The organism is Aeromonas sp. 96A, from assembly GCF_051919165.1.
In the GTDB taxonomy this organism is placed as follows: Bacteria; Pseudomonadota; Gammaproteobacteria; order Enterobacterales; family Aeromonadaceae; genus Aeromonas; species Aeromonas veronii.
In genome coordinates, this window is the sequence record NZ_JBQBFE010000001.1 from 2787786 (window position 1) to 2801357 (window position 13572).

Consider the following 13572-nt stretch of genomic DNA (forward strand, 5'->3'; position numbering starts at 1 on the left):
AGGGAATTGTCGGTAGAATGTCCGCCAACGCTTAAGGAGGACATCATGATCGACCCGAAGAAACTGGAAGAGATCGCCAAGCAGGTGCACAACTCCCTGCCGCCCGGCATTCGCAGCATGGGTGAAGAGGCCGAGAAGAAGATGCGTCAGGTACTGCAAGCCCAACTGGGCAAGCTGGATCTGGTCAGCCGCGAAGAGTTCGACGTGCAGACCAAGGTGCTGCTGCGTACCCGTGAAAAACTGGCCGCCCTCGAAAGCAAGCTGGCTCAGCTCGAGCAGCAGATCGGCGCCAAAGGCGAATAACGAAAACCCCAGCTCGGCTGGGGTTTTTGCTTTGTATTGAACCTGTAAAAACCATCACACCTGAAGCAGATACCAGGCTCGCTTGCCGCGTGCCTTGGCCTCATACATGGCCCTGTCGGCCACCTCCAATGCCTGCCGGAAGCTCAATGGCTCCTCCTCCCAAAGGGCGATGCCGATACTCAGCCCCACCCGTTGCGGGCAACCGGGTTTGGGCACATAGCCATGCATCCGGCTGATCAGGGCGTCAGCCAGTTGCGCTAGGCCATGGCTCGACACATCCCGGTGCAGATGCACCACAAACTCGTCGCCGCCGTAACGGCCACATAGCGCCGAGCCAGGCATAATAAGGCGCAGCCAGTCCGCCATCTGCTGCAACACCAGATCGCCGCAGGCGTGCCCCAGCTGGTCGTTGATTCCCTTGAAATCATCCAGATCGATAAAGAGCAGCGCCCCCGCCCCTTGCGGCTGTAGCTGGGCAAACGCCTTGCCAAACCCCTGCCGGTTGAGCAAGCCGGTCAGCGCGTCGCTGTTGGCGCGCTCCGCCAGTCGCTGCTCATAAGCCTTGCGCTGGGTGATATCGATATGGGAGCCCATGATCCGCAGCGGCTTGCCATCGCCATCCCGATCGACGACCCGTCCCCTATCCCACAGCCAAGTGATCTCTCCGGCCGGGCTGATGGTGCGGTATTCGGCTTCATAGAAGGGGGTTTTGCCCTCAAGGTGGGCAAAGTAGCTGCCCATGGCATGGGCGCGATCGTCGGGATGGAGCTTGGCGCTCCACTGATCGAAATGAGGGGCCATGTCACCGGCCTGAAAGTTCTGCAGATTGAAGACCCGCAGCTCGCCGGTGGGAATGGTGCCCTGCCAGAGACAGATGCCGGTGCCATCGAGGGCAGCATTGAGCTTCTCCTGCAACAGGCCGTTTTCATGCTTCAAAGCGGCGATTTCTGCCTGCAAACGGGCCATTTCACCGCCATGAGGGGACGGGATCAGCGTTGCGACCCGCTCGACAGAGCCGGTCTCTCCCCTGTCATCCTCCGCAGATGCCCTGCCCTCTTCACTCAACACTGCGCCTCCTTGTGCTTGCTCTATGGATGATCTTGTCAATCCCTCACAAAGATGCCATCAGCTACGTTTGATTAGTAGCTATTCATAGTCAAAATATTGAAAAATAATGGGATAACGCCGCGATAATCCAACCATTCAGAGCGATCCGATACTGCGGCAGCCACAAAAAAAAGCCCCCGGCAAAACCGGGGGCTGCGTCATCCAGACGGGGATCCCGTCAGATAAATTCGTAGGCATCACCAAAGATGCGCTCCGGCTCGGCGCCGAGGATCTTGAACTCCTCACGCGCGGCACCCGCCATCTCGAAACGGCCGGCGACATAGATGTCGTAGTCGTGGAGGCTGACGAAGTCATCCATGATCGCCTTGTGTACCAGCCCGCTCTTGCCGGTCCAGTCAGCCTCCGGCTCCTGCACCACCGGAATAAAGGTGAGCGGCGCATAGTCACGCTCCCACTGCTGCATCTGCTCCAGTTCGTAGAGCCAGTGAGCCTGACGCACACCCCAGTAGAAGAACACCGGACGCTTGCTGCCAGTGTCGATCAGGTACTCCAGAATGGAGCGGGCGTAAGAGAAACCGGTGCCGCCCGCCATCAGGATCAGCGGACGGGGGGATTCATCGCGCAGGAACGCCTTGCCAGCCGGCAATTCGACCTCGATCTCCCCCTGCTCACGCATGCGGGCCAGCACCTGACCGGCGTAGGCGTTCTCGGGAGTGGCTCCGATCTGCAGCTCCAGCACGCCCGGGCGGGTCGGCGAGTTGGCGATGGAGAAGGGGCGCTTGTCCGAATCGCTCATCACCACCAGCAGATACTGGCCCGGCTTGAAGCTGATCGCTTGCTGCGGCGCCAGGGCCACATGCCAGATGGTGTCGACATATTCGCGCAGTTCCTCTACGCGGCATTTGATACGTTGCATTCTTGTCCTTGTGGCGGGCTCGCTCGGCCCGCTTCGCTCATTGTTTCACTATGGAGTGACGACCAGCAGCCCTGGCCCCGTCAGTCGAGAATACTCAAATCAGTGCGGATCGCATCACTTTTTGCAGCAAAGCTGTCATGTTTGCCTCATCCGAGGATATTGAGCTCATCCCAGATGGCATCGACCTTCTGCTTCACCGCCTCATCCTGAACTATGGGCTGACCCCACTCCCGATTGGTCTCGCCCGGCCACTTGTTGGTGGCATCCAGCCCCATCTTGGAGCCGAGGCCGGAGACCGGCGAGGCGAAGTCCAGATAGTCGATCGGGGTGTGCTCGATCAAGGTGGTGTCCCGTGCCGGGTCCATCCGGGTGGTAATGGCCCAGATCACATCCTTCCAGTCGCGGGCGTTGACGTCGTCGTCACACACCACCACGAACTTGGTGTACATGAACTGGCGCAGGAAGGACCAGACCCCCAGCATCACCCGCTTGGCGTGGCCCGGGTAACGCTTCTTGATGGTCACCACCGCCATCCGGTAGGAGCACCCCTCCGGCGGCAGATAGAAGTCCACAATCTCGGGGAACTGCTTCTGCAGCAGCGGCACGAACACCTCGTTCAGCGCCAGACCCAGCACCGCCGGTTCATCGGGCGGACGGCCGGTGTAGGTGCTGTGATAGATGGCATCGCGCCGCTTGGTGATGTGGGTGATGGTGAAGACCGGGAACTCGTCCACTTCGTTGTAGTAACCGGTGTGGTCGCCATAAGGGCCTTCTGGCGCCATCTCGCCCGGCTCAAGATAGCCTTCCAGCACAATCTCGGCGCTGGCGGGCACCTCCAAATCGCAGCTGATGGCCTTGATCACTTCGGTACGGCTGCCGCGCAGCAGACCGGCAAAGGCATATTCGGAGAGAGTATCCGGCACTGGCGTCACCGCGCCGAGAATGGTCGCGGGATCGGCACCGAGCGCCACCACCACCGGGAATCGCTCACCGGGATGGGCCTCCTGCCACTCGCGAAAATCGATGGCACCGCCACGGTGATCAAGCCAGCGCATGATCAGCTTGTTTTTGGCGATCTTCTGCTGGCGATAAATGCCGAGGTTCTGGCGCTTCTTGTAGGGGCCACGGGTGATGGTGAGGCCCCAGGTGACCAGCGGCGCCACATCGCCGGGCCAGCAGTGCTGGATCGGGATCTGGTCGAGATCGACCGCATCTCCCTCCTGCACCACCTGCTGACAGGGGGCGGAAGAGAGGCGCTTGGTCGGCATGTTGAGCACCTGCTTGAAGATCGGCAGCTTCTCCATCAGCTCCTTGAATCCCTTGGGCGGCTCGGGCTCCTTGAGATAGGAGAGCCAGACCCCGACCTGACGCAGGGCGCCCACATCGGGCTGCCCCATGCCCATGGCAACCCGATCAGGGGTACCAAACAGGTTGGTCAGCACCGGCATGGTGTAGCCTTTGGGATTTTCGAACAGCAGAGCCGGGCCACCTGCACGCAGGGTGCGATCGCTGATCTCGGTCATCTCCAGATAGGGATCTATCTCGCGGGTAATGCGCTTGAGTTGTCCGTTTTGTTCCAGCTGCGCGATGAAATCACGCAAATCCTTGTATTTCATGCAAGTTCCCAACCGGGTTCAGGAGGTCACGCATTATAACCCTGGCTGCCCATCGGGTGTACCCGAATCGGGCAGCAGACTCGGTGCAATGGGTGGCATGTCACGCTGGCCGAGACGTCTGGCCAGCGCAGAGAGCAATTGGGGCTCGTCCACCTCCATCAACAGACCGGCCACCAGCGCCCCGTATTGACGGTTGGAGAGTTCCGCAAGCAGGTATTTCTGGGCTTGCGGCGGCAAGGGGGAGAGTGCGCTCAGTTGGCGCAGAGCGGCTCCCTTCAATCCCTCATTGCCACTGGCGGCAATCAGCAAATCGCTGGCGGCACTGCCATGATGGAAGCGGTTGATGGTAGAGAGTGCACGCAGCGCATCCTGATCTGCCGGCCGCCGCCACAGCATGCTATAGAGCGCCGGTTCCCCGGTGCGCTGCAACAGATGGAACAACAGGTGATTATCGGGCAGATAGATATTCTGGCTGGCCAGCGCTTGCGCCTCCCGCATCCAGATCGGTTGCGGCAAGGTATCGAGGGCCAGCAACAGGGCTTGCTGCTGCATGGCGAGATCGGGGTTACTGCTGTAGTAGATAGACTTTAGCTGGAAGCTGCCCTGGGCAAGCTGCTGCCGATAGCGCTGCATCAGTGATTGCAGCTGCCACTTCCCCAGCAACTGACGGGCCTGCGCGGCAAAATCATAGACAGGTTGCTGCACCAGAAAACCGTCGACCTGCTGCTCCATGAGCCACTCGGGTGCCTTGTCGGCCTGAGCCTCGACCCACTGTTGCAACGCAGGGGATGCAGGGGTGGTCGCGGGAATATCCCGCAGCAGCTGCAACAGCAGGAACTCCCGCCGCTCGCGACTCAGGGTCGCCAGCAGAGAGTCGATGGCTGCAAATTGCCCCTCCTTCAGACGGCCCGCCAGATAGCGTTGGTGCGTCTGCAACGTCTCGGCTGTCACCGCGACCGGTGTACTCTGCGCGCAGGCTGGCATTGCACTCAGCAACCCCAGCAATAACCAGAAAACAGGCTTCATGACGTCTCCATCCATGTGACATCGGGATCTCATACTACTAGGGCGACCGGAAAACAGATAAACAAAAACCGCGACCAGGGCCGCGGTTTCGTCATTTTCTGACCGGACTTACTTCTGCTGGCGCCGCATGGCGTCGAAGAACTCGTCGTTGGTCTTGGTCATCGCCAGCTTGTCGATGAGGAACTCGATACCGTCGATCTCGCCCATCGGGTGGACAATCTTGCGCAGGATCCACATCTTCTGCAGCTCGTCACCGGAGGTGAGCAGCTCTTCTTTACGAGTACCTGAGCGGGTGATGTCGATGGCCGGGTAGACGCGCTTCTCGGCAATCTTGCGCGAGAGGTGCAGTTCCATGTTGCCGGTACCCTTGAACTCTTCGTAGATAACCTCGTCCATTTTGGAACCGGTATCGATCAGCGCGGTAGCGATGATGGTCAGGCTGCCGCCCTCCTCAACATTACGCGCGGCGCCGAAGAAGCGCTTGGGACGGTGCAGGGCGTTGGCGTCCACACCACCTGTCAGTACCTTGCCGGATGACGGGATAACTGTGTTGTAGGCGCGAGCAAGACGGGTGATGGAGTCCAGCAGGATTACCACGTCTTTCTTGTGCTCGACCAGACGCTTGGCCTTCTCGATCACCATTTCGGCAACCTGAACGTGACGGGAAGCAGGTTCGTCAAAGGTGGAAGCGATCACTTCACCTTTCACCATGCGCTGCATCTCGGTCACTTCTTCCGGACGCTCGTCGATCAGCAGAACGATCAGTTCACAGTCCGGGTGGTTGTAGGCGATGCTCTGGGCGATGTTCTGCAGCAGCATGGTCTTACCGGCCTTGGGCGGCGCCACGATCAGGCCACGCTGGCCTTTACCGATGGGGGAAGCCAGGTCCAGTACACGGGCAGTGATATCTTCGGTAGAGCCATTACCCCGTTCCATTCGCAGACGTTCGTTGGCATGCAGGGGGGTAAGGTTTTCAAACAGGATCTTGTTGCGGGAGTTTTCCGGACGGTCGTAGTTGACCTCATTGACCTTGAGCAGTGCGAAGTAGCGTTCGCCCTCTTTCGGTGGCCGGATCTTGCCGGAGATGGTATCGCCGGTACGCAGGTTGAAGCGGCGGATCTGGCTCGGGGAGACGTAGATATCGTCAGGGCCTGCCAGATAGGAGCCGTCTGCACTGCGCAGGAAGCCGAAACCATCGGTCAGGATTTCCAGCACACCGTCGCCAAAGATATCTTCACCACCCTTGGCGTGCGCCTTGAGGATTGCAAAAATAATATCTTTCTTGTGCGCCCGAGCCAGATTTTCCAACCCCATGGATTCGCCAAGCTTGACCAGCTCGGACACAGGAGTGTTCTTTAATTCAGTCAGATTCATAGTGGTGAAAGTCTGTAAGCAAGGATTGAAATGAGGAGACAGTCTGCTGGATTGATGCTGATCGGATTTGATTGCCAGGCTGTGGTTAGCAAAGAGTCAGGCAAAAAGGTTAGCAAACGAGCGATAAACTAGCACCAATCGGGATGAGCGTCTAGGTGATAAAACACAAGGAGCGCATTATTGCAATGCGCTCCTCTTTAATTATTACAGGTTGCCGTCCAGGAACTCTTTCAGCTGAGTCTTGGACAGTGCACCGACCTTGGTCGCTGCCACTTCGCCATTCTTGAACAGCAAGAGGGTCGGGATACCACGAATGCCGTACTTGGGCGGAGTATCAGAGTTATGGTCGATGTTCAGTTTGGCTACGGTCACGCGACCTTCGTACTCTTGGGCAACTTCTTCCAGGATCGGGGCAATCATCTTGCACGGACCACACCACTCGGCCCAGAAGTCGACCAGAACGGCGCCATCGGCTTTGATTACATCTGCCTCGAAGCTGGCATCGCTCAGCTGAACAATCTTGTCACTCATCTCCAACTCCAGTCAGTAATTAAGGCTTTATTGACATATCAACAAAGGCAATAGTTGCCCTATTTGAAATGATCCTGTTTATTATTGCAAGCCTAACCTGATAACCTACCGCCATGAGCAAAACACACTTAACGACCGACAAATTCGCCCAAATGGGCCTCGAACCCGAAGTTCTGGCTGGTCTGGAATCAAAGGGATTTCACTATTGCACGCCCATCCAGGCACTGTCTCTGCCACTGCTGGTAGAAGGTCATGACCTCGCCGGTCAGGCCCAGACAGGAACCGGCAAGACCATTGCCTTCCTGGCCGCGACATTCAACTATTTGCTGACTCACCCGCTGACCAAGCCCCGTCTGGTTAACCAACCCAGAGCCATCATCATGGCACCCACCCGGGAACTGGCAGTACAGATCTATAACGATGCCGACAGCATCGCCGCCTCTACCGGCCTGAAACTCGGCCTCGCCTACGGTGGCGAAGGTTACGACAAGCAGCTGGCCGTGCTGGAGCAGGGCGTCGACATCCTGATCGGCACCACTGGCCGCATCATCGACTACTTCAAGTCCAAGGTGATCGATCTGAGCAACATTCAGGTCGTGGTACTGGACGAAGCTGATCGCATGTTCGATCTGGGCTTCATCAAGGACATCCGCTTCCTGTTCCGCCGCATGCCGCCCGCGACCGAGCGTCTGAGCATGCTTTTCTCCGCCACCCTCTCCCTGCGTGTGCAGGAGCTGGCCTACGAACACATGAACCACCCGGAACATGTGCAGGTAGAGCCGGAGCAGATGACCGGCGTGCGGATCAAGGAGGAGCTGTTCTACCCCTCCAATGAAGACAAGATGTTGCTGCTGCTCTCCCTGATGGAAGAGGAGTGGCCGGAAAAAGCGATCGTCTTCGCCAACACCAAGCACGTCTGTGAAGACGTCCATGCCTGGCTGGAAAACGACGGCCATCGCGTCGGTCTGCTGACCGGTGATGTGCCACAGAAGAAGCGGATGAAGATCCTCGAGGATTTCACCAAGGGTGCGCTCGATATTCTGGTCGCCACCGACGTGGCCGCCCGTGGTCTGCACATCCCTGACGTGACCCACGTCTTCAACTATGACCTGCCCGACGACGCCGAAGACTATGTACACCGTATCGGTCGTACCGGTCGTGCCGGCAAGAGCGGTCACTCCATCAGCCTGGCCTGTGAAGACTATGCCTTCAACCTGCCGGCCATCGAGGAGTACATCCACCACGCCATTCCGGTCAGCAAATATGATCGCGAAGCGCTGCTGGATGACGTGACCCCGCCGAAACGGGTGTTCCGCAACCGTCAGCCGGTGAACCGCAACATGCGGGATCGTCAGGGCGGTGGCAACAGCAACAACCGTCGTCGTCCGCCGCGCAAGAGCTAAGGACAGGCCCGTTGCACAACTCGCCTCTCTATGCCGCCATCGACCTCGGCTCCAACAGCTTTCATATGCTGGTGGTGCGCGAGGTCGCCGGTGCCCTGCGCACCGTCGCCAAGGTCAAGCGCAAGGTTCGCCTCGCAGCAGGGCTTGATCCGGAATTTCGTCTCAGCCGTGCCGCCATGGAGCGGGGCTGGGACTGTTTGCGTCTCTTCTCCGAACAATTGCAGGACATTCCGGCCGACAATATCCGGGTGGTGGGCACCGCAACCTTACGACTTGCCACCAACGTCGATGAGTTCCTCAGCGAAGCGGAACGGGTACTCAACCACAGCATCGAGATCATCTCGGGCGAGGAAGAGGCCAAGACCATCTATGAAGGGGTCTCCTGGACCTCTGCCGGGGAAGGCAACCGGCTGGTGATCGACATCGGCGGTGCCAGTACCGAACTGGTGATTGGCGAGCACAGCGAAGCAAAACTGCTCAACAGCCTGCACATGGGCTGCGTCACCTGGCTCAACAATCACTTTGGTGATGGCGAGCTCTCCGAAGCCCGTTTCGAGCAGGCGATTGCTGCCGCCAAGGCGGTGCTGGAGAAGGTGGCGGACGATTACCGCGCCCTCGGCTGGCGTACCTGTGTCGGCGCCTCCGGCACGGTACAGGCGCTGCAAGAGATCATGCTGGCGCAAGGGAAGAGCGAGCGGGTCACCCTGCCGAAACTGCAGGAGCTGATGGGTCAGGCCATCGCCTGCGGCAAGCTCGACCGGCTGCAACTGGAAGGGCTGGCGGCCGAGCGGCTGACCGTGTTCCCCTCCGGCCTCGCCATCCTGATCGCCATCTTCGAAACCCTCGATATCGAGAGCATGACGCTGGCGGGTGGCGCCCTGCGCGAAGGACTGATCTACGGTCTGCTGGGCAACAATCACGACTGTGATGCCCGGGATCGCACCGCCGACAGCCTGATCAGCCGCTATCAGCTGGATAAAGAGCACGCCGAACGGGTTCGCGATACCGCCGTCGAGGCGTTCAACCAGCTGCAACCGGCCTGGCGACTCTCCAAACGCTACGGTCGCCCGATCTTGCGTTATGCCGCCCTGCTGCACGAGATCGGCCTCTGTATCGAATACAAGAAGGCGCCGCAACACGCCGCCTACATCATCGACAACATCGACATGCCGGGCTTTACCCCTGCGCAAAAGAAGCTGTTGTCGGCCCTGCTGTTCAACCAGCGGGACGAATTCAAGCTGGAACCACTGGAGAAACAGGGTGCCGTCACCGGTCGTCAGGCGATCCGGCTGGCCCGTATCCTGCGCATCGCGCTTATCCTCTGCATGCGCCGTACCCAGGGCACAGTGCCCAGCTTCACCCTGCAGGCAGAAGAGGAGTCACTGACCCTGACCCTGCCCAAGGGCTGGATGGATGAACACTACCTGCGCGCCAGCGAGCTGCGCTTTGAAGTGGAACGCCAGCAGAAGATGGGCTGGCCGACCCGCGTACAGGAAGCCTGACTCAGCAACCTGCCTGTTTTGGATCCGAACATGCCGGATTATCAACCCATCAGCTGCGATCTCTACGACTGGCTCGAAATTGCTGCCAGCTGGCAACTGCCGGTAACCCTCACCAGCCGCGATGATCGCCAATGGGATGACAAGATCCGCACTATCGAAGCCAGCGAAGGGGTCGAGTATCTGCTGCTGCACAGTGGCGAGCGGCTCAGTCTGGCAGAACTGGCGACCCTGCGCCTGAACTGGCAAGGGGAAGAAAAGCTGATCCGCTTCGCGCCAACCAACTGAATCCAATACGAAAAAGGAGGGCCAACATGACGCTGGCCCTCCTTTTTGCATCTGCGGCTCACACCGGCTGTTAACCCGCTGCCAGCGCCGCCATCACATAGACATCAAAGCGGTTGCTCTTGGTTTCGATGGCCATGCTGGGTTTATGCTCGTTGAGCCAGCCGGCGTAGTCCGGCCGCTTCACCACCACCCGCTTATCAGCCATCTTGAGCGCAGCAGGCAACAAGGCATCCGCATCGAGATCCGGCCCCACCAGCGACTGGAACACCCGCATCTCTTTTTTCACCAGCGCCGACTTCTGCTTGTGGGGGAACATGGGGTCGAGGTAGATCACCTCGGGCCGCTCCGGCAGCGCCAGCAGATTGTCCACCGCCGGGCCTTGCAGCAGGTGCATCCGCTCACTGACCCAGGGGCCAATCTCGGGATCCTGTGCCGCCCGCGCCAGCCCATCCTGCAACAGAGCGGCCACCACAGGGCTGCGTTCGATCAGGGTCACCTTGCAACCGAGGGAAGCGAGCACGAAGGCATCGCGCCCCAGACCGGCAGTGGCATCCACCACGGTGGGTGTGGCGCCGGCCTTGAGCCCCACTGCCTTGGCGATGGACTGGCCGCGACCACCACCAAACTTGCGACGATGTGCCACCGCCCCTTCCACGAAGTCCACATAGACGGCACCCAGCTTGGGCTCATCCAGCTTGCGCAGTTCCAGTCTCTCTTCAGTCAGTACCAGCGCAAACGGAGCCGGAAACTCCACGTCGGCAAGGCGTAAACGCAGGGCGTCGAGCTCGCCATCACGGGCGGGGGCTTCACTGAAAACCTGAATATGGGGCATAGGAGACAGACTCATGGCACGTACAGAAGCGGCCATGATAACAGAAGCGGTGGATCAGCTCACGACAGTGAGGTTCATCCCCTGACGGTTGAGAGCGAGGTAATCAATGAGATCGTCATAGGCCAGCGGGCGGCTGAGCAGATAACCCTGGGTGAAGGCACACCCCTTCTGGCAGAGGAAGTTGAGCTGCTCGCGGGTCTCAACCCCCTCGATCACCACCTGCATGCCGAGGTTGTGCACTATGTTGATGATGCCGTCGAGCAGCATCCGATCCTGCTCGTTGAAGGGGATATGGCGCACGAAGGAGCGGTCGATCTTGACCAGATCGACCGGGAAGGTGCGCAGATAGTTGAGGGCCGAGTAGCCGGTACCGAAATCGTCGATGGCCAGCTTGCAGCCCGCCTCGCGCAGGGCATCGATCCGCACCCTGTGCTGATCACTGCTCTCCATCAGCAAAGATTCGGTGATTTCGATGACGATGTCGGCAGGATCGAGCCCGAAGTGCTGGATCACCTTGAGCCACTCGCTCGCCTCTGGGTCGATGGTCTGGAACTCCATGGTGGAGCGGTTGATCGACATCTGCAGATCCGGAAAACCGGACTGCTGCAACCGCGCCAGATCCCGGCACGACTGCCACAATACCAGCGCACCCAGCCCCTGAATCAGACCTGCCTCTTCCGCCAGCGGAATAAACTCGGCAGGGGATACCTGCCCCCAGTGGGGGTGATACCAGCGCACCAGCGCCTCCAGCTTGGCGACCCGTCCGCTGCGGTTGTCCCAGATCGGCTGGTAGGCCATGGTCAGCTGCTCCAGCTTGATCGCTTCGGCCAAATCCTGCTGCATCTGGTGGCGCTGGCGCACCTCTTCCCGCATGGATGAGCAGTAGGCACCGAGCAACCTTCCCTGCCGCTTGGCCGCAAACAGCGCCTGTTCGGCATTGCGCAGCAGCTCATCGCTCTCGCTGCCATCGACCGGGCAGAGGGTCATGCCGATGGTCGCGGTCACATAGAGGTGCTGGTTGGCCAGCATAAAGGGGCGGGCGAAGCTGCCGATCACCTGCTTGGCAAACACCTCGGCCTGACGGCGGGTGACGATGCCGGGCACCAGGAACGCGAACTCGTCGCCACCGATGCGGGCCACCAAATCTTCGGTGCGCACCCGGCTAACCAGTCGATCCGACACCTCCCGCAGCAGGGCATCGCCAGCATGGTGATCCATGCTGTTATTGACCGCCTTGAAGTTGTTGAGGTCGAGCACCATGAGCGCGAAGCGCTCGCCCCGCTCGCAGAAGCGGGTGAGGCAGCGGCCAAACAGCCAGCGGTTGGGCAGGCTGGTAAGGTTGTCGTAGTTGGCCTGGGTCGCGATCTTCTGCTCGGCCACTTTGGTCTGGGAAAGATCGCTGAAAATGGCGATATATTGCTGGATTTTGCCGGCTTCGCGCAGGGTGCTGATCATCAGCTGCTGCGGATAGAGCTTGCCATTCTTGCGCTTGTTCCACACTTCGCCACGCCACACCCCCACCCGCTCCAGCGCGTGGTACATGTCGGCATAGAAGGTCTGATCGTGCAGCCCGGACTTGAGCATGCTGGGACGCTGGCCCCGCACCTCGTCGCTGCTGTAGCCGGTGATCTGCTCGAAGGCCGGGTTGACCGAGATGATGCGGCTGTCGGCATCGCACACCAAAATGGCCTCGGAGAGGTTGTCGTAGACCCGGTGAGAGAGTTTGAGCTGCTCCGCATGGCGCTTGAGGGGATCGATATTCTCCAGCAGCACCATCAGGTAGTCCGGCTGCTGCTGCTCATCGCGGATCAGGGTGACCGTTACCCGCCCCCACAGGATCTCGCCCCCCTTGCAGAAGTAGCGCTTCTCCTGGGTGAAACTGCTGCGCTCGCCGCGCCGGATCTCTTCGTAGCACTCAAGGCTGCGCTGCCAATCCTCCGGGTGATTGATGTCGGAGATGGAGCGATGAAGCAGCTCGTCGAGGGGATATCCCAACATCTTCTCGATGGCCGGATTGGCCCAGAGAATGTGGCCGGCGAGATCGAGCTTGCCGATCCCCACCGGGGCCTGAAACAGCATGCTCTGCAGCACATGAGGGGTATCAGGCAAGAGCTGTGGCAGCTGGCGTTGCAGCATCAGCGCCAGTTCGCGACCGGCCAGCGGCCCCAGCAGCCGGAGCAGCCCCATCACCTTGGTCATATTGGCCTGCGGCTGACGATAGAGCAGGCAGCAGATGCCTATGGTCTCGCCATCCGCATCCTTGAGGGCGATCCCGGCGTAGGCCTGGGCCTGCCACGCATCGGCAAGCGGCATCGCGGGGAACAGCTGCAACAGACGATCGCTGAACCAGGCTTCCCCCTCCTGCCAGGTAATGGCATCGGGAGAGTCAGTCAGTGGCAGCGTCAGGGTATCGGGGTCAAGAGAGGAGGGATGGGCAGCCTGAACCGTAAGATGGGAAGCATTTGATTCCCTGCTGGCGATCAGGACGACATCAGCCATCACAGCAGCGGCGATTTCACTCACAAAGGTATCGAAATATCCCTGGCCGCTCGAATGAGCCAGACTGGAGATGATTTGATAGACGGAATCGAGTGCTCGCCTCATGGCAAGTGGCTTTCTCTCCTTGAAGGTTAGAACACGACTCTACTGAAGAGCCGTGGGCAGTGCAAATATGCAATCAGCAAGATATTAAAAAGCCTTGAAAAAAGGGACCAAA

At 59.6% G+C, this 13572-nt stretch carries 12 protein-coding genes; 4 read left to right on the forward strand and 8 right to left on the reverse strand.

Annotated elements, in window-relative coordinates; all coding sequences use genetic code 11:
• Positions 1-45: 45 nt before the first annotated feature.
• Positions 46-303 (forward strand): ubiquinone biosynthesis accessory factor UbiK, encoded by a 258-nt coding sequence (gene ubiK / locus ACTG2W_RS12815; protein WP_106844556.1) that lies wholly within the window; start codon positions 46-48, stop codon positions 301-303.
• A 54-nt stretch (positions 304-357) separates the two neighbouring features.
• On the opposite strand, the gene ACTG2W_RS12820 is transcribed toward ubiK, so the two are convergent.
• The 6 genes from ACTG2W_RS12820 to trxA all read right to left on the reverse strand — a co-directional run bounded on the left by ACTG2W_RS12820 (position 358) and on the right by trxA (position 6834).
• Complete coding sequence (locus tag ACTG2W_RS12820) at positions 358-1371, reverse strand: GGDEF domain-containing protein (protein ID WP_106844557.1); 1014 nt, start codon at positions 1369-1371, stop codon at positions 358-360.
• A 217-nt stretch (positions 1372-1588) separates the two neighbouring features.
• Positions 1589-2287: an NAD(P)H-flavin reductase gene (fre, locus tag ACTG2W_RS12825; protein ID WP_069556155.1), complete on the reverse strand. Its 699-nt coding sequence runs from the start codon at positions 2285-2287 to the stop codon at positions 1589-1591.
• Between the two features lie 146 nt (positions 2288-2433).
• Positions 2434-3903: a 4-hydroxy-3-polyprenylbenzoate decarboxylase gene (gene ubiD / locus ACTG2W_RS12830; RefSeq protein WP_005339421.1), complete on the reverse strand. Its 1470-nt coding sequence runs from the start codon at positions 3901-3903 to the stop codon at positions 2434-2436.
• Between the two features lie 33 nt (positions 3904-3936).
• Complete coding sequence (locus ACTG2W_RS12835) at positions 3937-4929, reverse strand: hypothetical protein (RefSeq protein ID WP_106844558.1); 993 nt, start codon at positions 4927-4929, stop codon at positions 3937-3939.
• A gap of 108 nt (positions 4930-5037) precedes the next feature.
• Entirely contained in the window at positions 5038-6303 is a 1266-nt protein-coding gene (gene rho / locus ACTG2W_RS12840) for a transcription termination factor Rho (RefSeq protein WP_005339417.1), read from the reverse strand.
• 204 nt (positions 6304-6507) lie between these two features.
• On the reverse strand, positions 6508-6834 hold the full coding sequence (gene trxA / locus ACTG2W_RS12845) for a thioredoxin TrxA (RefSeq protein ID WP_005339416.1): 327 nt from the start codon (positions 6832-6834) through the stop codon (positions 6508-6510).
• Between the two features lie 113 nt (positions 6835-6947).
• On the opposite strand from trxA, the gene rhlB reads away from it, so the two are divergent.
• Genes rhlB through ACTG2W_RS12860 form a run of 3 tightly spaced genes read left to right on the forward strand, consistent with a single transcriptional unit; the run spans position 6948 to position 10024 of the window.
• A complete protein-coding gene (gene rhlB, locus ACTG2W_RS12850) occupies positions 6948-8237 on the forward strand; it encodes an ATP-dependent RNA helicase RhlB (RefSeq protein ID WP_005339414.1) in 1290 nt (429 codons plus the stop codon).
• Between the two features lie 11 nt (positions 8238-8248).
• Positions 8249-9739 (forward strand): guanosine-5'-triphosphate,3'-diphosphate diphosphatase, encoded by a 1491-nt coding sequence (gppA, locus tag ACTG2W_RS12855; RefSeq protein ID WP_005342413.1) that lies wholly within the window; start codon positions 8249-8251, stop codon positions 9737-9739.
• 30 nt (positions 9740-9769) lie between these two features.
• On the forward strand, positions 9770-10024 hold the full coding sequence (locus ACTG2W_RS12860) for a Rho-binding antiterminator (protein ID WP_042054704.1): 255 nt from the start codon (positions 9770-9772) through the stop codon (positions 10022-10024).
• 70 nt (positions 10025-10094) lie between these two features.
• On the opposite strand, the gene ACTG2W_RS12865 is transcribed toward ACTG2W_RS12860, so the two are convergent.
• On the reverse strand, positions 10095-10856 hold the full coding sequence (locus ACTG2W_RS12865; protein WP_234922133.1) for a class I SAM-dependent methyltransferase: 762 nt from the start codon (positions 10854-10856) through the stop codon (positions 10095-10097).
• A 54-nt stretch (positions 10857-10910) separates the two neighbouring features.
• Positions 10911-13460, reverse strand: a complete 2550-nt coding sequence (locus ACTG2W_RS12870; RefSeq protein ID WP_064341313.1) for a putative bifunctional diguanylate cyclase/phosphodiesterase — start codon at positions 13458-13460, stop codon at positions 10911-10913.
• Positions 13461-13572 lie beyond the last annotated feature (112 nt).